The sequence below is a fragment of the Pseudomonas sp. CFII68 genome (assembly GCF_000416195.1).
Taxonomy (GTDB): domain Bacteria; phylum Pseudomonadota; class Gammaproteobacteria; order Pseudomonadales; family Pseudomonadaceae; genus Aquipseudomonas; species Aquipseudomonas kilonensis.
On the sequence record NZ_ATLN01000074.1, the window covers coordinates 16982 to 42409 of the forward strand.

Genomic DNA, 25428 nt, shown 5'->3' on the forward strand with positions numbered 1-25428 from the left:
AGTGTCCCTGATCGCTTCTGACCACTTCCGCATCGTTGTCGGCCTCGGCAAGAGCGGCATGTCCCTGGTTCGCTTCCTGGCGAACCGGGGCGTGTCGTTTGCCGTCGCTGATACGCGGGAAAATCCGCCTGAGCTGGCCACGCTGCGCCGTGACTATCCGCAGGTGGACGTGCGTTGTGGCGAGCTGGACGTCGAGTTCCTGTGCCGCGCCGATGAGCTCTACGTGAGCCCCGGCCTGGCCCTGGCGACTCCAGCCCTGCAGGCTGCCGCCGCCCGTGGCGTGAAATTGTCCGGCGACATCGAGCTGTTCGCGCGTAACGCCAAGGCGCCGATCGTTGCCATCAGCGGTTCCAATGCCAAGAGCACCGTCACCACCCTGGTCGGCGAGATGGCCGCGGCGGCCGGCAAGCGCGTCGCCGTGGGCGGCAACCTGGGTACCCCGGCGCTGGACCTGCTCAGCGACGAGGTCGAGCTGTACGTGATGGAGTTGTCGAGCTTCCAGCTCGAGACCACCGACCACCTGGGCGCCGAAGTGGCGACAGTGCTCAACGTCAGCGAAGACCACATGGACCGCTACAGCGGCCTGCCGGCTTATCACCTGGCCAAGCACCGGATCTTCCGTGGTGCCCGGCAAGTGGTGTTCAACCGCCAGGATGCCCTGACCCGTCCGTTGTTGGGCGAGGGCATGCCGTGCTGGTCCTTCGGCCTGGGCGTGCCGGATTTCAAAGGCTTCGGGCTGCGTGAAGAGAATGGCGAGAAATACCTGGCCTTCGAATTCCAGAACCTGATGCCGGTGCGTGAACTGAAGGTTCGTGGTGCCCACAACCAGGCCAATGCCCTGGCCGCGTTGGCCCTGGGGCATGCGGTCGGCCTGCCGTTCGACGCCATGCTCTCGGCCCTGCGCACCTTCGCTGGTCTCGAACACCGCTGCCAGTGGGTGCGCGACCTGGACGGCGTGGCCTGGTACAACGATTCCAAGGCCACCAACGTCGGTGCCGCGCTGGCGGCCATCGAAGGTCTGGGCGCGGACATCGAAGGCAAGCTCGTGCTGATCGCCGGCGGCGACGGCAAGGGCGCCGACTTCAAGGACCTGCGTGACCCGGTGGCGGCCAACTGCCGTGCCGTGGTGCTGATGGGCCGCGACCGTGAATTGATCGCCCAGGCGCTCGGCGATGCCGTGCCGCTGGTTCGGGTCGGTTCGCTGGACGAGGCGGTGCAACAGTGCCGCGCCCTTGCGCAACCAGGCGATGCGGTGCTGCTGTCACCGGCCTGCGCCAGTTTCGACATGTTCAAGAACTACGAAGAGCGCGGGCAGTTGTTTGCCCGGGCCGCGGAGGACTTGGCATGAGCCTGCTGAATATCATCAAGCCGTACCCGTCGCCGTTGATTACCGGGCGTGGCATCGACCTGGATTTCCCGATGCTCGCCGGTTGCCTGGCCTTGCTGGGCCTGGGCCTGGTGATGATCACCTCCGCGTCGTCGGAAGTGGCCGCCGTGCAGTCGGGCAACACCCTTTACCACATGATCCGCCACCTGATTTACCTGCTGATTGGCCTGGGCGCTTGCATCGTCACCATGATGGTGCCGATCGCCACCTGGCAACGCCTCGGCTGGCTGATGCTGCTCGGTGCCTTCGGCCTGTTGGTGATGGTGCTGGTGCCGGGTATTGGCCGCGAGGTCAACGGTTCCATGCGCTGGATCGGCTTCAGCTTCTTCAACGTTCAGCCGTCGGAGATCGCCAAGGTCTTCGTGGTGATCTACCTCGCCGGTTATCTGGTGCGTCGCCAGAAGGAAGTGCGCGAGAGCTGGATGGGTTTCTTCAAGCCGTTCATCGTGTTGCTGCCGATGGCGGGCCTGCTGCTGATGGAGCCGGACTTCGGCGCCACGGTGGTGATGATGGGCGCGGCGGCGGCCATGTTGTTCCTGGGTGGCGTCGGGCTGTTCCGTTTTACCCTGATGGTCGCGCTGGCGGTGGGGGCCGTGACGGTGCTGGTACAGGCACAACCGTATCGGATGGCGCGCCTGATCACCTTTACCGATCCGTGGGCCGACCAGTTCGGTTCCGGCTATCAATTGACCCAGGCACTGATTGCCTTCGGTCGCGGCGAATGGCTGGGCGTGGGCCTGGGCAACAGCGTGCAGAAGCAGTTCTACCTGCCGGAAGCCCACACCGACTTCGTGTTCTCGGTCCTGGCCGAAGAGCTGGGGGTGGTGGGTTCCTTGTGCACCGTTGCCCTGTTCGTGTTCGTCTGCGTGCGCGGCATGTACATCGGCTTGTGGGCCGAGAAGGCCAAGCAGTTTTTTGCCGCCTACGTGGCGTATGGCCTGTCGTTCCTGTGGATCGGCCAGTTCCTGATCAACATCGGCGTGAACGTCGGCCTATTGCCGACCAAGGGCCTGACGCTGCCGTTCCTCAGTTATGGCGGCAGTTCCCTGGTGATCTGCTGTGCCTGCCTCGGGCTGTTGCTGCGCATCGAATGGGAGAGTCGAACCCACTTGGGCAGCGAAGAGATGGAATTCCAGGAAAGCGACTTCGCCGAGGAGCCGACTCATGGGCGCTAACGTGCTGATCATGGCCGGCGGCACCGGCGGGCATGTCTTCCCGGCGCTGGCCTGTGCCCGGGAGTTCCAGGCGCGCGGCTACACCGTGCACTGGCTGGGCACGCCGCGGGGGATCGAGAACGAATTGGTACCTGGCGCCGGCCTCGAACTGCACCGGATCAACGCCAGCGGCCTGCGGGGCAAGGGCAAGCTGTCGTTGCTCAAGGCGCCGCTGATGCTGCTCAAGTCGATCTGGCAGGCACGGGCGATCATCCGTCGCTTGCGGCCGGTGTGCGTGGTGGGCTTCGGTGGTTATGTGACCGGTCCTGGCGGTGTTGCGGCAAAACTGGCCGGTGTGCCGGTGATCGTCCACGAGCAGAACGCCGTGGCCGGTACCGCCAATCGGTTACTGGTGCCGTTGGCCGCCCGGGTCTGTGAAGCCTTTCCCGACACCTTTACCCTGTCGGGCAGCCGCCGTACCACCGGTAATCCGGTGCGTGCCGAGCTGTTTTTCGATACACCGCGCCCAGCCCTGGCTGGACGCAAGGCGCGTTTGCTGGTCCTGGGCGGAAGCCTGGGGGCAGAACCGTTGAACAAATTGCTGCCCGAAGCCCTGTCGCAGGTCGCCCCCGAACTGCGCCCGGAAGTGTTTCACCAGGCCGGCAAACAACACGATGAAGTGACTGCCGAGCGCTACCGCGCCGCCGGCGTCGAGGCGCAAGTGCAGCCCTTCATCAACGACATGGCCCAAGCCTATGGCTGGGCCGACCTGGTGGTCTGCCGCGCAGGCGCGCTGACCATCAGTGAACTGGCTGCCGCCGGTCTGCCCTCGATGCTCGTGCCTTTGCCTCACGCCATTGACGATCACCAGACCCGTAACGCCGATTATTTGGCCCGTGAAGGCGCTGCCTTCCTGATGCCGCAAAGAACGACTGGCGCCGCGGATCTTGCCGCCCGCCTGACAGAGGTTTTGATGCAGCCGCAACGACTTGAAGACATGGCCCGCGCCGCACGTCGCCTGGCCAAACCCGATGCCACGACCCAAGTGGTCGATACCTGCCTGGAGGTGGCCCATGGTTGAGAATCGCAAAGCCATGCCGCAACCGGAAATGCGCCGTATCCGCCGCATCCACTTCGTCGGTATCGGCGGCGTGGGCATGTGCGGGATCGCCGAGGTGCTGCTGAACCTGGGTTACCAGGTCTCGGGTTCCGACCTGAAGGCCTCCCCGGTCACCGAGCGCCTGGAGTCCTTCGGCGCGCAGATCTTTATCGGCCACCGTGCCGAGAACGCCGCCAATGCCGACGTGCTGGTGGTTTCCAGTGCCGTGAACACTTCCAACCCGGAAGTCGCCACCGCCCTGGAACGCCGCATCCCCGTGGTACCACGGGCCGAGATGCTGGCTGAGCTGATGCGCTATCGCCACGGCATCGCCGTCGCCGGTACCCACGGCAAGACCACTACCACCAGCCTGATCGCCTCGGTGTTCGCGGCCGGTGGCCTGGACCCGACGTTCGTGATCGGTGGCCGTCTGAATGCCGCGGGCACCAATGCCCAGTTGGGCACCAGCCGCTACCTGATCGCCGAAGCCGACGAAAGCGATGCGAGTTTCCTGCACCTGCAACCGCTGGTGGCCGTGGTCACCAACATCGACGCCGACCACATGGCGACCTACGACGGTGACTTCAACAAACTGAAGAAAACCTTCGTCGAGTTCCTGCACAACCTGCCGTTCTACGGTTTGGCGGTGGTGTGCCTGGACGATCCGGTGGTGCGCGAAATCCTGCCACTGATCAAGCGTCCGACCGTGACCTATGGCTTTGGCGAAGACGCCGACGTACGCGCCATCAACGTGCGCCAGCAGGGCATGCAAACGTTCTTCACCGTGTTGCGCCCGGATCACGAACCGTTGGACGTGTCGGTGAACATGCCCGGCAACCACAACGTGCTGAATGCCTTGGCGACCATCTGCATCGCCACCGACGAAGGCGTCAGCGATGAAGCCATCGTCCAGGGCCTGTCCGGCTTCCAGGGTGTGGGCCGACGCTTCCAGGTCTACGGCGAACTGCCGGTGGACGGCGGCAACGTGATGCTGGTGGACGACTACGGCCACCACCCGACTGAAGTCGCCGCGGTGATCAAGGCCGTGCGCGGTGGCTGGCCGGAACGCCGCCTGGTGATGGTCTACCAGCCGCACCGCTACAGCCGCACCCGCGACCTGTATGACGATTTCGTCCAGGTGCTGGCCGACGCCAACGTGCTGCTGTTGATGGAAGTCTATCCGGCCGGTGAAGAGCCGATCCCGGGGGCCGACAGCCGCCAGCTGTGCCACAGCATTCGCCAGCGCGGCCAGTTGGACCCGATCTACATCGAACGCGGCGTGGACCTCGCGCCGCTGGTCAAGCCGCTGTTGCGCGCCGGCGACATCCTGCTGTGCCAGGGTGCCGGTGACATCGGAGGCCTGGCCCCGAAACTGTTGAACAGTCCGTTATTCGCCGGGGCAATCGTGGCCGCCAGCGAGGGGAAACTGAAATGACTGCTGCCTATGCCAACCTGGTCTCGACCCTTGATCCGAAAGCCTTCGGCCGCGTTGCCGTGCTGTTCGGTGGCAAGAGCGCCGAGCGCGAGGTCTCCCTCAAGTCCGGCAACGCCGTGCTGCAAGCCCTGCAAGGCGCCGGTGTCGACGCATTCGGCATCGACGTGGGCGATGATTTCCTGCAGCGCCTGCTGAGCGAAAAGATCGACCGCGCGTTCATCATCCTGCACGGTCGCGGTGGCGAAGACGGCAGCATGCAAGGCCTGCTCGAATGCCTGGGCATTCCCTACACCGGCAGCGGCATCCTGGCCTCCGCCCTGGCGATGGACAAGCTGCGCACCAAGCAGGTCTGGCACAGCCTCGGCATTCCGACGCCACGCCACGCCGTGCTGGCTTCCGAGGCCGATTGTATTTCGGCGGCCACGGAACTGGGCTTCCCTTTGATCGTCAAACCGGCCCATGAAGGTTCAAGTATCGGCATGGCGAAAGTGAATTCGCTGCCTGAGTTGACCGCGGCATGGAAAGACGCCAGTTCCTACGATTCGCAAGTGTTGGTCGAGCAATGGATCTCCGGTCCCGAGTTCACCATCGCCACCCTGCGTGACCAGGTGTTGCCCCCGATTGCGCTGGGCACGCCCCACACGTTCTACGACTACGACGCCAAGTACGTCGCCAACGATACCCAGTACCGCATTCCCTGCGGGCTGGACGCCGCCAAGGAAAAACAACTGATGGACCTCACGGCCAAGGCCTGTGAGGCGCTGGGTATCGCCGGTTGGGGCCGGGCAGACGTGATGCAGGACGCCGATGGGCAGTTCTGGTTCCTGGAAGTCAACACCGCGCCGGGCATGACCGATCACAGCCTGGTGCCGATGGCGGCTCGCGCCGCCGGTCTGGATTTCCAGCAACTGGTGCTGTCGATCCTGGCCGCCAGCGTCGGCCATCAAGAGCCAAGAGGTTAAGCCATGCAAGGCGCATCGCTTCGTCATCAGCCATCCGCACCCGGTCGCAAGCCGGTGCCGCGGGGTGCCAGCCGAATGGTGGCCAAAGAGCCGATGTCGGCGCGCTTGCCGAAAGCCAATTTTGGTTTTCTCAAGAGCTTGTTCTGGCCGGTGCTGCTGGTGGCGCTGGGGTTCGGCACGTATGAAGGTGCGCAACGGTTGCTGCCTTATGCCGACCGGCCGATCGCCCGGATCAACGTCCAGGGTGACCTGAGCTACATCAGCCAGCAGGCGGTGCAGCAGCGGATCGCTCCGTTCGTCGCGTCGAGCTTCTTCACCATCGACCTGGCGGGCATGCGCACGGAGCTGGAACAGATGCCCTGGATCGCCCACGCCGAAGTCCGGCGGGTGTGGCCTGACCAGGTGTCGATCCGCCTGGAAGAACAATTGCCGGTGGCCCGTTGGGGCGACGAGTCGTTGTTGAACAACCAGGGCCAGGCGTTTACGCCGCGGGAACTGGCCAACTATGAACATTTGCCACAACTGTTCGGCCCACAGCGGGCCCAGCAGAAAGTGATGCAGCAGTACCAGGTGTTGAGCCAGATGTTGCGGCCATTGGGCTTCTCCATCGCGCGCCTGGAATTGCGTGAGCGCGGCAGTTGGTTCCTGACCACTGGCGCGGGCAGCTCGGGGCCGGGCATCGAGCTGTTGCTCGGTCGCGGCAACCTGGTGGAAAAGATGCGCCGCTTCATCGCCATCTATGACAAGACGCTCAAAGAACAGATTACGAACATTGCGCGCATCGATCTGCGCTACGCCAACGGCCTGGCTGTTGGCTGGCGGGAACCTGTAGCGCCCACGACGGCCGAACCCGCCGTCGCGAAGAATTAAGAAGAGGCAGGACCCATGGCAAACGTGCAAAGCGGGAAAATGATCGTCGGTCTCGATATCGGCACTTCCAAGGTGGTGGCGCTGGTAGGCGAAGTCGCGGACGACGGCACGCTGGTCATCGTCGGGATCGGTACACACCCGTCCCGCGGCTTGAAAAAAGGCGTGGTGGTGAACATCGAGTCCACCGTGCAATCGATCCAGCGCGCCATCGAAGAGGCGCAACTGATGGCCGGTTGCCGGATCCACTCGGCGTTCGTCGGCGTGGCGGGCAATCACATCCGCAGCCTGAACTCCCACGGCATCGTGGCGATTCGTGATCGTGAAGTCAGCTCCGCTGACCTGGAGCGCGTGCTTGATGCGGCCCAGGCCGTGGCGATCCCGGCCGACCAGCGTGTGCTGCACACCCTGCCGCAGGATTACGTGATCGATAACCAGGAAGGCGTGCGTGAGCCCCTGGGCATGTCCGGCGTGCGCCTGGAAGCCAAGGTCCACGTGGTGACCTGTGCGGTGAACGCGGCGCAGAACATCGAGAAATGCGTGCGCCGCTGCGGCCTGGAAATCGACGACATCATCCTCGAGCAGCTGGCTTCGGCCTACTCGGTGCTGACCGACGACGAGAAAGAGCTGGGCGTGTGCCTGGTGGACATCGGCGGCGGCACTACCGACATCGCGATCTTCACCGAAGGCGCCATTCGCCACACGGCGGTGATCCCGATTGCCGGTGACCAGGTGACCAACGACATCGCCATGGCGTTGCGCACCCCGACCCAGTACGCCGAGGAAATCAAGATCCGTTACGCCTGCGCCCTGGCGAAGCTGGCCGGTGCCGGCGAAACCATCAAGGTGCCAAGCGTCGGCGACCGTCCACCGCGCGAACTGTCGCGCCAGGCCCTGGCCGAAGTGGTCGAGCCGCGTTACGACGAGCTGTTCACGCTGATCCAGGCCGAACTGCGTCGCAGTGGCTACGAAGACCTGATCCCGGCCGGCATCGTGCTGACCGGCGGTACATCGAAGATGGAAGGCGCGGTCGAGCTGGCCGAAGAGATTTTCCACATGCCGGTGCGCCTGGGCGTGCCCCATGGCGTCAAGGGCCTGGATGACGTGGTCCGCAACCCGATCTATTCCACCGGCGTGGGCCTGTTGATGTACGGCCTGCAGAAACAGTCCGACGGGATTTCGTTTTCGGGCATCGGCAGCCGCGACAGCTACAGCAGCGACGAGCCGAAGGCTCCGCTGTTCGAGCGGCTCCAGGCTTGGGTCAAAGGCAACTTTTAAACAGTTTCAAAGCTTCAAGCGGCAGGTTTCAGGCTTGGCGCGGGAAGACGCAGCAAACGCAGTAGGCGAAAAAACTAGAGAATGAAAGGAGAGGGAAAATGTTCGAACTCGTAGACAACATCCCCGCTAGCCCGGTTATCAAAGTAATCGGTGTCGGCGGTGGCGGCGGCAACGCTGTCAACCACATGGTCAAGAGCAACATTGAAGGCGTTGAATTCATCTGCGCCAACACTGATGCCCAGGCGCTGAAATCCATCGGCGCGCGGACCATCCTGCAATTGGGCACTGGCGTGACCAAAGGCCTGGGCGCCGGCGCCAACCCGGAAGTCGGTCGTCAGGCCGCTCTCGAAGACCGTGAGCGCATCGCAGAAGTCCTGCAAGGCACCAACATGGTGTTCATCACCACGGGCATGGGCGGCGGCACCGGTACCGGTGCGGCGCCAATCATCGCCGAAGTGGCCAAGGAAATGGGGATCCTCACCGTTGCGGTGGTGACTCGTCCGTTCCCTTTCGAAGGCCGCAAGCGTATGCAGATCGCCGACGAAGGTATCCGTCTGCTGTCTGAAAGCGTCGACTCGTTGATCACCATTCCCAACGAGAAGCTGCTGACCATCCTCGGTAAAGACGCAAGCCTGCTGTCGGCTTTCGCCAAGGCTGACGATGTACTGGCCGGTGCCGTTCGCGGTATCTCCGACATCATCAAGCGTCCGGGCATGATCAACGTCGACTTTGCCGACGTACGGACTGTCATGAGCGAAATGGGCATGGCAATGATGGGCACTGGCTGCGCCAGCGGTCCGAACCGTGCACGCGAGGCCACCGAAGCGGCCATCCGCAACCCGTTGCTCGAAGACGTGAACCTGCAAGGTGCACGCGGCATCCTGGTGAACATCACCGCCGGTCCTGACCTGTCCCTGGGTGAGTACTCCGACGTGGGTAGCATCATCGAAGCCTTCGCTTCCGAGCACGCGATGGTCAAGGTCGGTACCGTTATCGATCCGGACATGCGCGACGAGCTGCACGTGACCGTGGTTGCCACGGGTCTGGGCGCGAAAATCGAGAAGCCTGTGAAGGTCATCGACAATACCGTTCACACTTCCATGGCTTCGCAACCGCAGCAACAAGTGGCTTCGCGTCAGGAAGCGCCTGCGGTGAACTACCGTGACCTGGACCGTCCGACCGTCATGCGCAACCAGGCCCAGGCCGGTGCTGCGACTGCCGCGAAGATGAATCCGCAAGACGATCTGGATTACCTGGACATCCCGGCTTTCCTGCGTCGTCAGGCCGATTGATGAAATGTATCAGGGGGATACGGGTGATTGGTGTTCAGCAAAGGTCTGGTCTGCTATCATCGCCAGCCTTTGTTGATACCAGTTCGCAATTTGCGCTGAAGCGGCCCATGCCATGATTAAACAACGCACCCTGAAGAATATTATCCGTGCCACAGGTGTCGGCTTGCACTCCGGCGAGAAGGTCTACCTGACCCTCAAGCCCGCGCCTATCGATACCGGCATTGTGTTTTGTCGTGCCGACCTCGACCCTGTGGTGCAGATTCCTGCTCGCGCGGAAAACGTTGGTGAAACCACTATGTCGACCACATTGGTCAACGGTGACACCAAAGTGGATACGGTGGAGCATTTGCTCTCGGCCATGGCTGGCCTGGGCATCGATAACGCCTACGTCGAGCTCTCCGCGTCCGAAGTCCCGATCATGGATGGTAGTGCCGGACCCTTCGTATTCCTGATTCAATCGGCTGGCCTGGAAGAACAGGACGCGGCCAAGAAGTTCATCCGCATCCTGCGGGAAGTGACAGTGGAAGATGGCGACAAGCGCGCCACTTTCGTCCCTTTCGAAGGTTTCAAGGTGAGCTTCGAGATCGATTTCGATCACCCGGTTTTCCGTGACCGCACCCAGAGTGCAAGCGTGGATTTTTCCAGCACTTCGTTCGTAAAAGAAGTCAGCCGCGCCCGTACCTTTGGTTTCATGAGTGACATCGAGTACCTGCGCAAGCACAACCTCGCACTCGGCGGCAGTGTTGAAAACGCGATCGTGGTCGATTCCGATGGTGTCTTGAACGAAGACGGCCTTCGCTATGAAGACGAATTCGTCAAACACAAGATCCTCGATGCAATCGGCGACCTCTACCTGCTGGGCAATAGCCTGATTGGTGAGTTCAAGGGCTTCAAGTCCGGCCATGCACTGAACAACCAGCTGCTGCGCAAGTTGATTGAGCAGAAAGATGCTTGGGAAGTCGTGACGTTCGAAGACGCCAGCACCGCGCCAATCTCTTACATGCGCCCTGTAGCGGCCGTGTAAGCAAAAAAACCTCTCTAGTTTTTGAAGGCTGCCTTTGGGTGGCCTTTTTTTATGGGCGCTTTTTTGGTGTGTATATCCGTTATTTTGGTAATGGCGGCTTATGGTTCCGCCCTTACGGCGGGTCACTTTTGGAAGAGCGCCAAAAGTAACCAAAAACGCTTTTGCCCCACCACTCGGCACCTCGCTAAGGCTCGGTGTGCCCTCACTCCGGCATTGCTCCGTGGGCCCGCCGCGAAGGGCCATCCATGGCCCAGCGCGGCTATCCCGGCATCCATGCCGGGATGCCCACGGATCAATGCCTGCGTTCGGCCATCGTGGTTAACGGGGCGCCCGAGATCAACGTCCGCCCCGAGGCGGCCTAGTAGCCGACCTGGTTCTCCTGGTCGTACACCCATCAGATCTGTTTGAGCAGGACCTGTGGGAGCAAAGCTTGCTCGCGAGGCGGCCTTATAGCCGACCTGGCTCTCCCGGTCGTACTCGGACCCAACTGTGGGAGCGAGCCTGCTCGCGAAGGCGGCCTGACAGCCGATCTGGCTCTCCCGGTCGTACTCAGATCCCATTGTGGGAGCGGGCTTGCTCGCGATGCCGGTGGTTCAGTCACATGGATGTTGGGCTTGCTGGCCTCATCGCGAGCAAGCTCGCTCCCACAGAGGAGCTGTGTTGTGCATAAGTTTTGTGTTCACTGAAGATTTAAATGTGGGAGCGAGCTTGCTCGCGAAGGTGGTGTGTCAGCTTGCGGTGATGTTGGATGTGCCGGCCTCTTCGCGAGCAAGCTTTGCTCCCACAGATCTGACAGGTGTACGACCAGGAGAACCAGGTCGGCTATCAGGCCGCCTCGCGGTGGACGTTGATCTCGGGTGCCCCGTTAACCACGCTGGCTGAACGAAGGTGTTGTGGAGTGGGCAACCCGGCATGGATGCCGGGTTAGCCGCGCTGGGCCATGGATGGCCCTTCGCGGCGGGCCCACGGAGCAATGCCGGAGTGAGGGCACACCGAGCCTTAGCGAGGTGCCGAGTGGTGGGGCAAATTACCGCAGCAACGGATATACACACTAAGTGAACAGCCACAGGGAAAGCGTCACATCGCGCAAACCACACGATTACGCCCACTGGCCTTAGCCTGGTACAGCGCCTTGTCCGCGGCGAACAAAAGTTGCTGGAGCTCGCCATACGGCCCGTTTACCCAAGTGGCGATGCCAATACTCACCGTCATCGGCGCTCCCCCCTCGATCACAGGTGGCAACTGTTCAACCGCGTCGCGAATGTTTTGGGCCATGGTGAACGCACCGGCGGTGCTGGTTTCCGGCAGCACCACCGAGAATTCTTCACCACCGTAGCGCGCTGCCAGGTCGGCGGGGCGACGAACATGCTTGCCGATCAATTGCGCCAAAGCTCGCAAGGCCTCATCACCCCGTTGATGGCCATGGCGATCATTGAATGCCTTGAAGTGATCCGCATCGATCATCAAGACAGACAACGGTTGCCCCGAACGTTGGGCGCGCAGCCATTCCTGTTGCAACGTCTCGTCCAGTGTTCGTCGGTTGGCCAGTCCTGTAAGGGAGTCGACGGATGCCAGTTGAGCCAATTCCTGTTCAGCTCTGTAGCGGCGTCGCAATTCGCGGCGCAGCAGCCAGGTGAGCCAGAGCAAACCGATGCACAGCGCGCCGGTAGCGCCACTGACCAACAATGCCGTGCGTTGCCATGATGCGAACACCTCTTGAGAGGAGAGCGCCACCACGACGATCAAGGGCAAGTTGCCCACCTGGGAAAAGGTGTACAGGCGCTGGGTCTGGTCGACACTGGATATGCCGGTAAAGCTGCCATTGCCTTCGCGCAGGATGCGTACGAAGTTCGGTCGGTTGCTGAAATCCTTGCCAATCATGTCGTCGGCCAGAGGCGGTTCCTGGGCCAACACAATCCCGTCGCGGCTGACCAGGTTGACCGTACCGCCATGACCGATGTTCAGACTCTTGAACAATTGGTTGAAGTAGTTGAGGCGCATCGCGGCCTCGGCCACGCCCATGAACTCGCCTCGTTCGTCGCTCAGTCGATAGCTGAAACTGATGCGCCAGTCCTGCGCATGGCTTCTGGAGCGGAACGGGCGGCTGATCATCATGCCCGGGCTTGGATCCTGGACATGGGACTGGAAATACTCCCGATCGGCATAGTTGCCTTTGCGCGGTGTGATCGAGGCGGAGTCAGCGATCACATCGCCGCGTTTGTCCAGCAGCAGGATGTCGCCTTTGTAGGGGGCGGCGGTGGCGCGGTCGAACAGTGCCAGATGGCGAATCGCTGGCGAAACGTCTCCCAGGTCGTCGCGTTTGGCAGCAGCGACCAGACCTTGCAACGACAGGTCGTAGAGCTCCACGTTACGCAACACATCGGCGTCAATCAGTTGCACGATATTGGTCGCCGCACGTGTCGCTGCCTGTTGTGCGGCGGCATGTTCGCGAATCAGCAGGAAAGTCACGATGCTCAGGATGGCAATGACAACCAGCGAACTGGCCAGTACGAGTACCCGTTCGGAACGTATCGAAGACGGGGTGTTGCCGGGTGTCGCACTGCGCGCGCTCATGGGTCCGATGTCTGCATTGTGATGTGGCTGGGATCCGTCCCAAAGGATTGCAAACCGGCAATGAACCAGATGCTGGCCTTTTGCTGATTGTGCTTGGATCGGTGAAGGCGGGCAATCAGTGTTTGCGCAATAACCGGGTAGGAGGTGCCGAAGGCTGCGATCTGTCGATTTTGATCGAGTTGGCTTTCACCCAGCATTCAATGCTGGAAAAGATCGAACCTTGTGGAGGCCTCAGGCGGGTAAGCGGATCCCGAACGTGTTGGCGCCCTGGTCACTGCGCACGAATACGTCCCCGCCATGCATCAGCGCGATTGCCTTGACGATGGCCAGCCCCAGCCCATGGTTGGCGCCACTGTTGCTGCGCGAGGCATCGACGCGATAGAAGCGTTCGAACAGGCGCGGCAGGTGCTCGCTGGCAATGGGTTCGCCGGGGTTGGTGACCGCGAGGCTGATCTGGTCGCCAAGGGCTTCGATGTGCACGTCGATCACTTGCCCGGGCGCGGTGTGCTGTACGGCGTTGCTCAGCAGGTTGATCAGCGCCCGCCGCAGGTGGGCGATCTCGATGTTGGCCTGGGCATCGCCGCTCACCCGGACCTGGACCTGGGCGTCTTCGAGAATGAAGTCCAGGTAGTCGAGGGTGGTTGCCACTTCGCCGGCCAGGGAGGTGCTGGTCAGTTTGGTGGCCTTGCTGCCCTGGTCGGCGCTGGCCAGGAACAGCATGTCGTTGATGATCGAACGCAGCCGCTCCAACTCCTCGAGATTCGATTGCAGCACTTCGAAGTAGTGTTCGGCCGAGCGCCCACGGGTCAGCGCAACCTGGGTCTGGCCGATCAGGTTGGTCAGGGGCGAGCGCAATTCATGGGCGACGTCGGCGTTGAACGATTCCAGCCGCGAGTAAGCCTGTTCGACCCGGTCGAGGGTGGCGTTGAAGGAACTGACAAACTGGCTCAGCTCCGGCGGCAGGGGCGACAGCTGCAAGCGCCCGGACAGGCGGGGCGGGGCCAGGCGTCGGGCTTCATCGGACAGCTTGATCAGCGGCTTGAGGCCGATGCGCGCGACCCAGTAGCCCAGCAACGAGGCGAGGAGCACACCGACAATCGCCAGGCTCACCAGCGCCACCAGCAGGCGATGCTGGGTCTGGTAGAAGGTCTGGGTGTCGATGCCGATCATGAAGCGCAGCGGCGGACGCTGGTCCTTGGCCGGGAACTGGCTCACCAGTACTTTCACCGGGTAGTGCCGATGGGGCAAGGTCAGGTCGCGCTTACCCAGGGGGCCTTGGGCAAAGGTGCGGATCTGCGCATCGGGATCGCCGTATTCAAAGCGTGGATCGTCGCTGACGATCCAGAAATGGATGCGTTTGTCTTCTTCACCGAGCAACCGCAGCTTGTTGTTGATCTTCACCCAGTGTTCAGGCGTGCCGTAGCGGCCAACGGTGGACTCCAGGACACTGTAGCGGGCATCGAGCTCGGCTTCGGGCAACAGCCCCAGGCCCTTGGCGACCTGTTGGTATAAAGCGCCCCCGATCAACAGGAACACCAACGCCGCTACCAGCGTAAACAGGCCGCTCAGGCGCAGGGCGATGCTGTTAGGGAGCGTCATCACTGCGACTCTCCAGCACATAACCCATGCCGCGAATGGTGTGCAGCAACTTCTGTTCGAACGGCCCGTCGAGCTTGGCTCGCAAGCGTTTGATTGCCACTTCCACCACGTTGGCGTCACTGTCGAAGTTGATGTCCCAGACCATTTCGGCAATGGCGGTTTTCGAGAGGATTTCACCCTGGCGGCGGGCCAGGACGCTGAGCAGGGAGAACTCCTTGGCCGTCAGGTCCAGGCGCTGGCCGGCCCGTGTGGCCTTGCGGCTGATCAGGTCGATCCACAGGTCGGCAATGCTCACCTGCACCGGTTCATGGCCGCCGCTGCGACGGGTCAGGGCTTGCAGGCGGGCCACCAGTTCGAGGAAGGAGAAGGGCTTGCCCAGGTAGTCATCGGCGCCGTCGCGCAAGCCCTTGATGCGGTCCTCGACCCGTTCCCGGGCGGTGAGCATGATCACCGGGGTCTGCTTGCGGGCGCGCAGGGCCCGCAGTACGCCGAAGCCGTCCAGGCCCGGCAGCATCACGTCGAGCACGATCACCGCATAGTCGGTTTCCAGGGCCAGGTGCAGCCCCTCGATGCCGTCCGGCGCCACGTCCACGGTGTAGCCCTGTTCGGTCAGGCCGCGGTGCAGGTAGTCCGCGGTTTTTTCTTCGTCTTCGATAATCAGAACGCGCATGGCCCTGCCTCAGTGGTCTGTGCTCGCCAGCGCCGCCGTCGGCGCCGACCCTGGCTGGTGGGCGGGCCGATGGAACAGTCGCTCCAGCCACAAGTATATGACCGGTGTGGTGAACAGCGTCAGCGCCTGGCTCACCAGCAGGCCGCCCACCACCGCGATGCCCAGGGGCTGGCGCAGCTCCGAGCCGGGGCCATAGCCGAGCATCAGCGGCAAGGCGCCGAGCAGGGCGGCCAGGGTGGTCATCATGATCGGCCGGAAACGTGTCAGGCACGCCTGGAAAATCGCCTCCTGGGGCGCCAGGCCTTTGTTGCGCTGGGCGTCGAGGGCGAAGTCGATCATCAGGATGCCGTTCTTCTTGACGATCCCGATCAGCAGCACCAGGCCGATCAGCGCCATGATCGAAAAGTCCTGGCCCAGCAGCCAGAGCATGATCAGCGCGCCGAGGCCGGCCGAGGGCAGGGTGGAGATGATCGTCAACGGGTGCACGAAACTCTCGTAGAGCACGCCGAGGATGATGTACACGGCCACCAGTGCGGCGAGGATCAGCCATGGCTGGCTGGCCAGGGAACTCTGGAAGGCCTGGGCCGCGCCCTGGAAGCTGCCGGTAATGGCGGCGGGCATGCCGATTTCGTTCTTCGCCTGGTCGAGCAGGCGCACCGCGTCCCCCAGGGCCACGCCGGGCGCCAGGTTGAATGACAGGTTGGCGGCCGGGAACATGCCGTCGTGGGCAATCGACAGCGGGCCGTTGCTCGGCGCATCGAAGCGGGCCAGGGCCGAGAGCGGCACCATTTCCCCACTCAGGGGTGAGCGCAGGTAGAAATACGCCAGGCTTTCGGCCTTGCCTCGTTGCGCGGTGTCGAGCTCCAGGATCACGTTGTACTGGTTGGTCTCGGTCTGGAATTCATTGATCTGCCGTTGGCCGAAGGCGTCGTACAGGGCCTGGTCGACATCGGTGGCAGTGAGGCCGAAACGCGCCGCCGCGCTGCGGTCGATGTTGATGTGGGTGATGCTGCCGCCCAGTTGCAGGTCGTTGGAGATGTCACGGAACGCCGGGTTGCCACGCAGCTTGTCGGTGAGTTTTTGCGTCCAGGCGTTGAGGCTCGGCCCGTCGTTGCTCTTGAGCACGTATTGATATTGGGCGCGACTGGGGCCAGAACTGAGGTTGATGTCTTGCCCGGCCCTGAGGTACAGCACCACGCCGGGGATTTTCAGCAATTGCGGGCGGATCCGGTCGATGAAGCCGCTGGCCGACACGTCACGCTCGCCACGAGGCTTGAGGGCGATCCAGAAGCGGCCGTTGGCGATGGTCTGGTTGTTGCCCGAGACACCGACGGAGTGGGAGAAGGTCTGCACCGCCGGGTCGGCGGCGACGATGTCGGCCAGGGCCTTGTGCTTGGCGACCATGTCCGGGAACGACACATCGGCGGCGGCTTCGCTGGTGCCCAGCACCAGGCCGGTGTCCTGTACCGGGAAGAACCCCTTGGGAATGAACACGTAGCCCACCACCGCCAGTGCCAGGGTCAGGCCGAACACGCCGATCATCATTTTTTGATGGGCCAGGGCCCGACGCAGGCCGTGTTCGTACCCGCCCAGCAGACGCTCGCCGAACCCCATCTTGCTGTGGGCATGATGCACCGGGGCGCGCATGAACAGCGCGGCCAGGGTCGGCGCCAGCGTGAGCGACACCACCACTGAAATCAGGATGGTCGAGGTGGCGGTCAGGGCAAACTCCTTGAACAGGCGCCCGACCACGCCGCCCATGAACAGCAGCGGAATGAACGCCGCTACCAGCGAGAGGCTGATGGAGACCACGGTAAAGCCGATTTCGCCAGCGCCCTTGATCGCCGCCTCGCGCATGCTTTCGCCGGCCTCCAGGTGGCGGTGGATGTTCTCCACCACCACAATCGCATCGTCCACCACGAACCCCACCGAGATGACGATCGCCACCAGGGTCAGGTTGTTCAGGCTGAAGCCCATCACGTACATCAGCGCGAAACTGGCGGTCAGCGAGACCCCCAGCACCGCCGAGACAATCAGGGTCGCCGAGAGCTGGCGCAGGAACAGCGCCATCACCGCGACCACCAGCAGCACCGCGATCAGGAGGGTGATTTCCACTTCGTGCAACGAGGCACGGATGGTCTGGGTGCGGTCGATCAGGACCTTGACCTGAACGGCGGCGGGCAACATGGCTTGCAGGGTGGGCAGGGCCGCCTGGATGCGGTCGACGGTCTCGACGATGTTTGCCCCCGGTTGCCGGAAGATCACCAGGTTGACCCCCGGCTCGTTGTCGGACCAGGCCTGGACGTAGGCGTTTTCCGAGCCGTTGACGACCTTGGCGATGTCCTTGAGCTGTACCGGTGCCCCGTCCCGGTAGGACACGATCAGCTCACCGTACTCCGCAGGCTGGAACAACTGGTCGTTGGTGGACAGGGTGGAAATGCTCGAAGCGCCGTACAGGGCGCCCTTGGCCAGGTTGAGGCTGGCCTGCTGGAGCGCCAGGCGGATGTCCGCCAGGGTCAGACCGATGGCGGCGAGCCGGTCAGCCGAGGCCTGGACCCGGATCGCCGGACGTTGTTGGCCGGTGATGTAGATTTGTCCTACGCCATCGATCTGGCTGATCTGACGCGAGAGCAGGGTTTCGACGTAGTCGCTCAGCTCGGTGCCAGGCATCAGGGAGGAACTGACGCTGAGGATCAGCACCGGGCTGTCGGCGGGGTTGACCTTGCGCCAGGTCGGCAGGTTCGGCATGTCGTTGGGCAGTTTGCCGGCGGCGGTGTTGATCGCCGCCTGTACTTCCTGGGCGGCGGTGTCGATGCTTTTATCGAGGCTGAATTGCAGGATCAGGTTGGTCGAGCCCAAGGCACTGCTGGAGGTCATCTGGGTGATGCCGGGAATGGCACTGAATTGCACTTCCAGCGGCGTTGCCACTGACGAGGCCATGGTTTCGGGACTGGCCCCAGGCAACTGCGCGTTAACCTGGATGGTCGGGAATTCGGCCTCCGGCAACGGCGCGACGGGCAGGCGAGGAAACGCGATCACGCCCAGCAGTACCAGGGCAAACGTCAGCAGCACCGTGGCGATGGGGTGGTCGATGCACCACGCTGAAACCGAGCCGCGGCCCTTCACGGTTGCGGCTCCGCGGTCTTGACCAGGGCGGGCGGATCACTGAGCACCTGGATGTGGCTGCCTGGCTTGAGCCGCGACTGACCGTCGCTCACCAGTTGATCGCCAGCGTTCACCCCTTTGATGATGTGCAGGTCGCTGTCCTGGTAAACCATCACCACCGGCACACTCTCGACCTTGTCGCCCTTGATCCGGTACACGAAGTGTTGCTCCAGCCCGCGCTGGACCACGGTGGGAGGTACCACCAGGGCGTCCTTGTCGAGGGCGGTCTGGATCTTCAGCGTCACCAGTTGCCCGGGCCACAGCCGTTGCGCGGCGTTGTTGAATTCAGCCTTGGCCCGCAGGGTCCCGGTGTTGGCGTTGATCTGGTTGTCGATGAGGCTCAGGCGCCCCTCGCCGAGCAGTTCTCCGGTAGCGCCATCGGCACCGATATAGGCCTTGACCAGGGCTTGCTCGGGCGCGGCGATCAACCGTTGCAAGGTGGGCAGCATTTGCTGGGGCAGGGAGAACTCCACGGCGATCGGGTCGATCTGGGTCACGGTGAACAGGCCATCGGTGTCGCTGGTGCGCAGGAAGTTGCCTTCATCCACGTTGCGAATGCCGACGCGACCGCTCACCGGGGAGCGGATCTGGGTGTAGGACAGTTGCACCTGCGCCGAGTCGATGGCCGCCTGGTTGCCCTGGGTGGTGGCCTTGAGCTGGTTGACCAGCGCCTGTTGCTGGTCATAGGTCTGCTTCGAGACGCCGTCATCGACGCTCAGCAATTTGTAGCGCTTGAGATTGACCTGGGCCACCGCCAACTGCGCCTGGCTCTCGCCGAGCTGGGCCCGGGCCTGGTCGAGGCTGGCGCGGATCGAACGATCGTCGATGGTCGCCAACAGGTCACCCTTCTTGACCCGTTGCCCTTCCTTGACCAGCAACCGGGTGAGGATGCCGTCGATCTGCGGCCGGATGACCACGCTGTGCAGCGACAGGACCGTGCCGATGCCGCTGGCGAAGCGCGGTACATCCTTTTGCACCACGCTGATGGCCCGTACCGGAACGGCAGTCGGAGCGCTGGGCTTGGCGGTCACGGGCTTGAGCACAAACCAGAGGACGAGGGCCGCCAGGGCGACCAACAGCACGACGAGCAGGACGGTTTTCTTCTGGGTGTGCATGGATATGAAGGGCCGGTTCGGGACACAGGAGTTTGAGCTTTCTTATATAGCGTTACGAGCCGGTCAGGAAGGTGACGGCTAACTGACAGGCTTGTCAGTTTTGTCCCGGCTTGCTGTCAGATGAATGGTTGCATCGGATGAAACTGCCCTGCGCGCGGTGATATCGGGCAGGTATACTGGCGCCTTTCGCGGCTCGCCCTTCGGGCCCGACTTGCATGCATGACCCGGAGCCTTACATGACTTCCCCGACACCTTCGCCTGCGGACGAACTCCCCGGCGGCGAACAGGCCGATTTGTCCGACAGCGATGTTTCCAGCGCCGAGGACGCCAAAGCGGCGATTCCTGCCTTCAAATTCCCGTTCAAACCCGGTGAACTGGCTGCGGCCAAGGGCGCCGGCCAGCAGCCGTGGTACAAGAACGGCGCGAAGAATGGCCATACCAAGACCCCGGGCGCGGCGCCTCCCGGCACGCGTCGTTCGATGGGCAAGCGCTGACATCATCCTTCACGCACGGGGGCGACTTCAGTTCGCGACCCGTGCGCCTGCCAGGCTTCCACTCAATTCGTAAGCCGCCAGCTCAGACTGGTGCGCCGCGAGGATTTCCGGCAACGAGCCTCGCAGGTACTCGACCCAGGTCTTGATCTTCGCATCCAGGTATTGGCGCGACGGGTAGATGGCATAGAGGTTCAGTTCCTGGGAGCGGTAGTTGGGCATCACCCGCACCAGTGTGCCGTTGCGCAAGCCTTCGATGGCCGCGTACACCGGTAATACCCCCACGCCCATGCCGCTGGTGATTGCGGTTTTCATCGCGTCGGCGGAATTCACCAGGAACGGTGAGCTGTTGATGGTGACCATTTCCTGGCCTTCCGGGCCGTCGAACACCCATTTTTCCAGCGGAATGACCGGACTGACCAGGCGCAGGCAGGCGTGGTTGAGCAGGTCGCCGGGTTTTTGCGGGCAGCCGCTGGCTTTCACGTAGGCGGGTGATGCGCAGACGATGCTGTAGGTGATCCCCAGGCGCTGGGAGACGAAGCCCGAATCCGGCAACTCGCTGGCGAGCACGATGGAGACGTCGTAGCCCTCGTCGAGGATGTCCGGTACCCGGTTGGCCAGGGTCAGGTCGAAGGTCACATCCGGATGGGTCTTGCGGTAACGGGCGATGGCGTCGATCACGAAATGCTGGCCGATGCCGGTCATCGTATGGACCTTCAACTGCCCGGCCGGTCGCGCGTGGGCGTCGCTGGCCTCGGCTTCCGCTTCTTCGACATAAGCCAGGATCTGCTCGCAACGCAACAAGTAGCGTTTACCCGCCTCGGTCAGGGCGATGCGGCGAGTGGTGCGGTTGAGCAGGCGGGTTTGCAGATGGGCTTCCAGGTTGGAAACTGCGCGCGAGATGTTGGCCGTCGTGGTGTCCAGTTGCGCGGCGGCGGCGGTGAAACTGCCAGCTTCGGCAACACAACTGAACGCGCGCATGTTTTGCAAGGTGTCCATGGAGGGCTCTCTTGGGAGGTGGCAAATTGTGACACGAAGTTACAGAGCAGCGGGACCCGACTAATGGATTATCGCGTTAACGGTAACAAAGATTCACAGAAAGGTCGGCTTATCGCCGGTTAGGGCGATGCCTAGAATTGCTAACACTGTGGCGCAGATCGCCTAACTGTGCGGCGCTGATCCTGTGGGAGCGGGCTTGCTCGCGAAAGCGGTGTGTCTGTCACCGATGATGTTGGATGTCAGTCCGCCTTCGCGAGCAAGCCCGCTCCCACAGGTCCCCGATTTTCTCTTTTAGGAATTTTGCGCAAGTGCCGCGTTGCATCAGCAGAGAGCTGAAGACTCTCAGTGTTTGGGTTCTGACATTAACCATCAGCGGTTGCATCGGGACAGGCGGGATTGGGCCGCGAAGCCAGGTATTGCCGGCCAACCAATTGGCGAACGATGCCGCCATCCGCGAGGCCGCTCGTGACGCCCACTGGCCCACTCGCCAGTGGTGGCAAGCCTATGGCGATCGGCAGCTGGATCGCTGGGTCGACCTGGCCGTGCAGGACAGCCCGAGCCTGGCCATGGCCGCTGCGCGGGTACGTCAGGCCAAGGCCATGGCCGGTGTTGCCGAGGCCGCCGAGTCGCTGCAGATCAATGGCCAGGCGACCCTCAAGCGCCATAACTGGCCCACCGATCAGTTCTATGGCCCGGGCGAGTTGGCCGACACCACGACCTGGGACAACAATGCCGCCCTGGGCTTGAGCTACGCCCTGGACCTGTGGGGCCGCGAGCGCAATGCCAGCGAACGGGCGGTTGACCTGGCCCATGCCAGTGTCGCGCAAGCGCGCCAGGCGCAACTGGAACTGCAGAGCAACATCGTGCGCGCCTACATCCAGTTTTCACTGCACTACGCCCAGCGCGATATCGTCGTCGCCACCCTCCATCAACAAGCGCAGATTCTCGACCTTGCGCAGAAGCGCCTGGACGGCGGCATCGGCACCCATTTCGACGTCAGTCAGGCCCAGGCCCCACTGCCCGAGACTCATCGCCAACTCGACGCCCTGGACGAAGCCATCTCCTTGAGCCGCAATCAGTTGGCGGCGCTGGCGGGCAAGGGACCGGGAGCAGGTGCGCAATTGCAACGTCCGACCCTGGCCCTCGGTGCGCCCCTGAAGTTGCCGTCGGCCTTGCCCGCCGAACTGCTCGGCCAGCGTCCGGATGTGGTGGCCGGGCGTTGGCAAGTGGCGGCCCAGGCCCGGGGCATCGATGTGGCCCGGGCCGGGTTTTATCCCAACGTCGACCTGGTGGGTAGCCTCGGCTACATGGCCACCGGCGGTGGGGCGCTGGCGTTCTTGACGGGCAAGAAGCTCACCTACAACGTCGGGCCGGCGATCACGTTGCCGATCTTCGACGGCGGGCGCTTGCGTTCACAGTTGGGCGAGGCGGCGGCCGGTTATGACATCGCTGTGGCGCACTACAACCAGACATTGGTGAACGCTCTCAAGGGCATTTCCGATCAGTTGATCCGTCGCCAGTCCATGGACAAGCAGCAGGTCTTCGCCGCCGAATCGGTGGCCGCTGCCCAGCGCACCTACGACATCGCGATGGTAGCGTTCCAGCGCGGGCTCACCGATTACCTCAACGTGCTCAACGCCCAAAGCCTGTTGTTCAAGCAGCAACAGGTGCAACAGCAAGTGCAGGCGGCGCGCTTGAGTGCCCATGCCGACCTGGTGACCGCGCTGGGTGGCGGGCTTGAGGCCGGCCGTGATGTGCCTGTTGCGAGCGATGCTCCGTGGCGAGGGAGCTTGCTGTGGGAGCAAGGCTTGCCCGCGACGAAGGCAATGTGGTCTTCCATAAAATCGAGTCGCCTGGGTCGCGAGCAAGCTTTGCTCCCACAGCAAGCTCCCTCGCCACGATGCGGGGTAGCTCCGCTGTGAAGTCGTTGTTTGCCCCCGTGCGCCGACTTCATCGTCTTGAATGGCGTCGTGGTTTCTTCGACTGGGCCCGCAGCGACGGGGTGACCTGGGTCTATATCTTCAAGGTCCTGTTTGCCGCGTTCGTGACCTTGTGGCTGGCGATGCGCCTGGAGTTGCCGCAACCGCGCACGGCCATGATCACCGTGTTCATCGTCATGCAGCCCCAGAGCGGCCAGGTGTTCGCCAAGAGTTTCTATCGCTTGCTCGGCACCCTGGCCGGCTCGGCGGTGATGGTGGCGCTGATTGCCTTGTTTGCCCAGAACACCGAGCCGTTCCTCGCTTGCCTGGCGGTCTGGGTTGGCCTCTGTTCGGCAGGGGCGGCGCGTTATCGCAACTTCCGGGCCTATGGTTTTGTGCTGGCCGGCTACACCGCGGCGATGATCGGCCTGCCGGCCCTGGCCCATCCGGAAGACGCGTTCATGGCGGCGGTCTGGCGGGTGCTGGAGATTTCCCTGGGGATCCTCTGCGCCACCCTGGTCAGCGCCGCGATCCTGCCGCAAACCGCCAGTGCCGCCATGCGCAATGCCTTGTACCAGCGCTTCGGGGTATTTGCCCTGTTTGTCACCGATGGCCTGCGTGGGCGCAGCCAGCGGGAGACTTTCGACGCGCGCAACGTGGGCTTCATCGCCGAGGCCGTGGGCCTGGAAAGCCTGCGCAGCGTGACCGTGTTCGAAGACCCGCACATGCGTCGGCGCAACGGCCGGCTCAGTCGCTTGAACAGCGAATTCATGGGCATCACCACCCGCTTCAACGCTTTGCACCAATTGCTGGAGCGCTTGCGCAGCAGCGCGGTGGATCACGTGGTCAACGCCATCAAGCCAGGTTTGCAAACGTTGGCCGAACTGCTCGACGGTTTCAGTGGCCGCGCCCTGACCGACGCCGACGCGGCCCGTCTGGCGGCGGCGCTGGCCGAGTACAAGGCCGAGCTGCCGGTCCAGGTGCGAAGGCTGCGGGCGTTGTTCCAGGAAACGGCGCCCAGTGATGGGCAGCAACTGGATTTTCATACCGCCTACGAGCTGCTTTATCGCTTCGTCGACGACTTGCACGGCTATGCCCTGACCCACGCCTCCCTGGCCGATCATCGCCACGAACGTGAACGCTGGGACGAACCGTTCGTGCCGCAGACCAACTGGCTGGCCGCCACGGCATCGGGTGTTCGCGCCGCCTTCATCCTGTTGCTGCTGGGGAGTTATTGGGTCGCCACGGCCTGGCCGAGCGGCGCGACCATGACGATGATCGCCGCCGCCACCGTGGGCTTGTCGGCTGCGACGCCGAACCCCAAGCGCATGGCTTTTCAGATGGCCTGCGGCACGTTGTTCGGGGCGTTGATCGGCTTTGTCGAGATGTTCTTCATCTTCCCGTTGATCGACGGCTTTCCTTTGCTTTGTGTGATGCTGGCGCCGGTGATCATGCTCGGCTCGTTCCTCAGCTCGCGACCGAAATACGCCGGGGTCGGGCTGGGGCTGCTGATCTTTTTCAGCAGCGGTTCGGTGCCGGACAACCTGACGGTCTACAACCCCTACGCCTTCATCAACGATTACCTCGCGATGATCCTCGGCATGCTGGTGTGTGCCGCGGCTGGGGCAATCATTCTGCCGCCCAACAGTCGCTGGTTGTGGCGCCGGCTCGAACAGGATTTGCGCGAGCAAGTGGTGTTTGCCATCAGCGGCAAGCTCAAGGGCCTGGCGTCGAGCTTCGAAAGTGGTACCCGCGACTTGCTGCATCAGGCCTACGGGCTGGCGGCGGGGCAGCCTCGGGTGCAACGGGACTTGCTGCGCTGGATGTTCGTGGTGCTGGAGGTCGGCCACGCGATTATCGAGCTGCGCAAGGAACAGGCGATTTTGCCGGTGCATCCGGCGTATGCCGAAAGCCAACCGTGGCGCCAGGCGATCCGGGTGATGGGGCGGGCGCTGGTGCGGCTGTTCCGCCAACCGAGCCAGAGCAATCTGGAGCGTGCCCTGGTGGCGGTGGATCATGCCATCGGCCGCGTGCAGGCCACCGACGAACCCTTCGCCCCGCATTTCGACACCTCGGCGCTGCGCCGGGTGAAAAGCTACCTGCATTTCATCCGCACCTCGTTGCTCGACCCGCAATCGCCTTTGGCCGGCTATGTCATACCTCATGCCACACCGCTGCTCCAGGAACCTGAACATGCCCCGTGAGATCGCCTTCCATGGTGTGTACATGCCCACCATGACCTTGATGTTTTTCATCGCCGCCGGCCTGGCCTGGGCCTTGGACCGCTTCCTGTCGGGGCTGGACCTGTACCGCTTCTTCTGGCACCCGGCGCTGCTGCGCCTGAGTCTGTTTACCTGTCTGTTCGGCGCACTGGCGCTGACGGTCTACCGTTGAGAAC

The 25428-nt window shown here is 63.0% G+C and carries 19 protein-coding genes; 13 read left to right on the top strand and 6 right to left on the bottom strand.

Annotation, left to right across the window (positions count from 1 at the left end; translation table 11 throughout):
* The first annotated feature begins 1 nt into the window (after position 1).
* From murD to lpxC, 9 genes are all read left to right on the top strand, one after another.
* Positions 2 to 1348: a UDP-N-acetylmuramoyl-L-alanine--D-glutamate ligase gene (gene murD / locus CFII68_RS15785; protein WP_018606085.1), complete on the top strand. Its 1347-nt coding sequence runs from the start codon at positions 2 to 4 to the stop codon at positions 1346 to 1348.
* Positions 1345 to 2562, top strand: a complete 1218-nt coding sequence (gene ftsW, locus CFII68_RS15780) for a putative lipid II flippase FtsW (RefSeq protein WP_018606088.1) — start codon at positions 1345 to 1347, stop codon at positions 2560 to 2562. Before murD ends, ftsW begins: the two co-directional genes overlap by 4 nt.
* Positions 2552 to 3622 (top strand): undecaprenyldiphospho-muramoylpentapeptide beta-N-acetylglucosaminyltransferase, encoded by a 1071-nt coding sequence (gene murG / locus CFII68_RS15775; protein WP_018606090.1) that lies wholly within the window; start codon positions 2552 to 2554, stop codon positions 3620 to 3622. The genes ftsW and murG overlap by 11 nt, the downstream gene beginning before the upstream one ends.
* Entirely contained in the window at positions 3615 to 5075 is a 1461-nt protein-coding gene (gene murC, locus CFII68_RS15770) for a UDP-N-acetylmuramate--L-alanine ligase (RefSeq protein ID WP_018606092.1), read from the top strand. The genes murG and murC overlap by 8 nt, the downstream gene beginning before the upstream one ends.
* Complete coding sequence (locus CFII68_RS15765) at positions 5072 to 6037, top strand: D-alanine--D-alanine ligase (protein WP_018606094.1); 966 nt, start codon at positions 5072 to 5074, stop codon at positions 6035 to 6037. The genes murC and CFII68_RS15765 overlap by 4 nt, the downstream gene beginning before the upstream one ends.
* A 3-nt stretch (positions 6038 to 6040) precedes the next feature.
* Positions 6041 to 6907, top strand: a complete 867-nt coding sequence (locus tag CFII68_RS15760; protein WP_018606096.1) for a cell division protein FtsQ/DivIB — start codon at positions 6041 to 6043, stop codon at positions 6905 to 6907.
* A 15-nt stretch (positions 6908 to 6922) separates the two neighbouring features.
* On the top strand, positions 6923 to 8182 hold the full coding sequence (ftsA, locus tag CFII68_RS15755) for a cell division protein FtsA (protein WP_003205342.1): 1260 nt from the start codon (positions 6923 to 6925) through the stop codon (positions 8180 to 8182).
* 98 nt (positions 8183 to 8280) lie between these two features.
* The gene (gene ftsZ, locus CFII68_RS15750) at positions 8281 to 9474 is read left to right on the top strand and encodes a cell division protein FtsZ (RefSeq protein WP_014340060.1); all 1194 of its coding nucleotides are present in this window, start codon (positions 8281 to 8283) and stop codon (positions 9472 to 9474) included.
* Between the two features lie 112 nt (positions 9475 to 9586).
* On the top strand, positions 9587 to 10498 hold the full coding sequence (gene lpxC, locus CFII68_RS15745; RefSeq protein ID WP_003178240.1) for a UDP-3-O-acyl-N-acetylglucosamine deacetylase: 912 nt from the start codon (positions 9587 to 9589) through the stop codon (positions 10496 to 10498).
* 1077 nt (positions 10499 to 11575) lie between these two features.
* On the opposite strand, the gene CFII68_RS15735 is transcribed toward lpxC, so the two are convergent.
* The 5 genes from CFII68_RS15735 to CFII68_RS15710 form a co-directional block, all read right to left on the bottom strand.
* On the bottom strand, positions 11576 to 13072 hold the full coding sequence (locus tag CFII68_RS15735; protein WP_018606106.1) for a sensor domain-containing diguanylate cyclase: 1497 nt from the start codon (positions 13070 to 13072) through the stop codon (positions 11576 to 11578).
* 231 nt (positions 13073 to 13303) lie between these two features.
* Positions 13304 to 14671: a heavy metal sensor histidine kinase gene (locus CFII68_RS15725; protein WP_018606109.1), complete on the bottom strand. Its 1368-nt coding sequence runs from the start codon at positions 14669 to 14671 to the stop codon at positions 13304 to 13306.
* On the bottom strand, positions 14658 to 15341 hold the full coding sequence (locus tag CFII68_RS15720) for a heavy metal response regulator transcription factor (protein ID WP_018606111.1): 684 nt from the start codon (positions 15339 to 15341) through the stop codon (positions 14658 to 14660). The genes CFII68_RS15725 and CFII68_RS15720 overlap by 14 nt, the downstream gene beginning before the upstream one ends.
* A gap of 9 nt (positions 15342 to 15350) precedes the next feature.
* Complete coding sequence (locus tag CFII68_RS15715; protein WP_018606113.1) at positions 15351 to 18467, bottom strand: multidrug efflux RND transporter permease subunit; 3117 nt, start codon at positions 18465 to 18467, stop codon at positions 15351 to 15353.
* Positions 18464 to 19621, bottom strand: a complete 1158-nt coding sequence (locus CFII68_RS15710) for an efflux RND transporter periplasmic adaptor subunit (protein WP_018606115.1) — start codon at positions 19619 to 19621, stop codon at positions 18464 to 18466. The genes CFII68_RS15715 and CFII68_RS15710 overlap by 4 nt, the downstream gene beginning before the upstream one ends.
* A 236-nt stretch (positions 19622 to 19857) precedes the next feature.
* Here CFII68_RS15710 and CFII68_RS15705 point away from each other — a divergent pair, with 236 nt between their 5' ends.
* Positions 19858 to 20115, top strand: coding sequence for a hypothetical protein (locus CFII68_RS15705; protein ID WP_018606117.1), 258 nt, complete (start codon positions 19858 to 19860; stop codon positions 20113 to 20115).
* Between the two features lie 27 nt (positions 20116 to 20142).
* On the opposite strand, the gene CFII68_RS15700 is transcribed toward CFII68_RS15705, so the two are convergent.
* Positions 20143 to 21111 carry a LysR family transcriptional regulator gene (locus CFII68_RS15700; protein ID WP_003205334.1) on the bottom strand — a complete coding sequence of 323 codons (969 nt, stop codon included), beginning with the start codon at positions 21109 to 21111 and terminating at the stop codon, positions 20143 to 20145.
* A 308-nt stretch (positions 21112 to 21419) separates the two neighbouring features.
* Between CFII68_RS15700 and CFII68_RS15695 the strand changes: the two genes are divergently transcribed.
* Genes CFII68_RS15695 through CFII68_RS15685 form a run of 3 tightly spaced genes read left to right on the top strand, consistent with a single transcriptional unit; the run spans position 21420 to position 25424 of the window.
* Positions 21420 to 23033, top strand: a complete 1614-nt coding sequence (locus CFII68_RS15695) for an efflux transporter outer membrane subunit (protein ID WP_371103544.1) — start codon at positions 21420 to 21422, stop codon at positions 23031 to 23033.
* Positions 23030 to 25234 (top strand): FUSC family protein, encoded by a 2205-nt coding sequence (locus CFII68_RS15690; RefSeq protein ID WP_018606122.1) that lies wholly within the window; start codon positions 23030 to 23032, stop codon positions 25232 to 25234. Before CFII68_RS15695 ends, CFII68_RS15690 begins: the two co-directional genes overlap by 4 nt.
* Positions 25224 to 25424, top strand: a complete 201-nt coding sequence (locus tag CFII68_RS15685) for a DUF1656 domain-containing protein (RefSeq protein ID WP_003205331.1) — start codon at positions 25224 to 25226, stop codon at positions 25422 to 25424. The genes CFII68_RS15690 and CFII68_RS15685 overlap by 11 nt, the downstream gene beginning before the upstream one ends.
* The last annotated feature ends 4 nt before the right edge of the window (positions 25425 to 25428 follow it).

Excerpts from the sequence above, each read along its gene's own strand:
- ftsZ (WP_014340060.1), top strand. The coding sequence starts at position 8,281 with ATGTTCGAACTCGTAGACAACATCCCCGCTAGCCCGGTTATCAAAGTA.
- lpxC (WP_003178240.1), top strand. The coding sequence starts at position 9,587 with ATGATTAAACAACGCACCCTGAAGAATATTATCCGTGCCACAGGTGTC.
- murG (WP_018606090.1), top strand. The coding sequence starts at position 2,552 with ATGGGCGCTAACGTGCTGATCATGGCCGGCGGCACCGGCGGGCATGTC.
- CFII68_RS15720 (WP_018606111.1), bottom strand. The coding sequence starts at position 15,341 with ATGCGCGTTCTGATTATCGAAGACGAAGAAAAAACCGCGGACTACCTG.
- CFII68_RS15765 (WP_018606094.1), top strand. The coding sequence starts at position 5,072 with ATGACTGCTGCCTATGCCAACCTGGTCTCGACCCTTGATCCGAAAGCC.
- CFII68_RS15700 (WP_003205334.1), bottom strand. The coding sequence starts at position 21,111 with ATGGACACCTTGCAAAACATGCGCGCGTTCAGTTGTGTTGCCGAAGCT.
- ftsW (WP_018606088.1), top strand. The coding sequence starts at position 1,345 with ATGAGCCTGCTGAATATCATCAAGCCGTACCCGTCGCCGTTGATTACC.
- murC (WP_018606092.1), top strand. The coding sequence starts at position 3,615 with ATGGTTGAGAATCGCAAAGCCATGCCGCAACCGGAAATGCGCCGTATC.
- CFII68_RS15760 (WP_018606096.1), top strand. The coding sequence starts at position 6,041 with ATGCAAGGCGCATCGCTTCGTCATCAGCCATCCGCACCCGGTCGCAAG.
- CFII68_RS15725 (WP_018606109.1), bottom strand. The coding sequence starts at position 14,671 with ATGACGCTCCCTAACAGCATCGCCCTGCGCCTGAGCGGCCTGTTTACG.
- CFII68_RS15705 (WP_018606117.1), top strand. The coding sequence starts at position 19,858 with ATGACTTCCCCGACACCTTCGCCTGCGGACGAACTCCCCGGCGGCGAA.
- CFII68_RS15710 (WP_018606115.1), bottom strand. The coding sequence starts at position 19,621 with ATGCACACCCAGAAGAAAACCGTCCTGCTCGTCGTGCTGTTGGTCGCC.
- ftsA (WP_003205342.1), top strand. The coding sequence starts at position 6,923 with ATGGCAAACGTGCAAAGCGGGAAAATGATCGTCGGTCTCGATATCGGC.
- CFII68_RS15685 (WP_003205331.1), top strand. The coding sequence starts at position 25,224 with ATGCCCCGTGAGATCGCCTTCCATGGTGTGTACATGCCCACCATGACC.
- CFII68_RS15735 (WP_018606106.1), bottom strand. The coding sequence starts at position 13,072 with ATGAGCGCGCGCAGTGCGACACCCGGCAACACCCCGTCTTCGATACGT.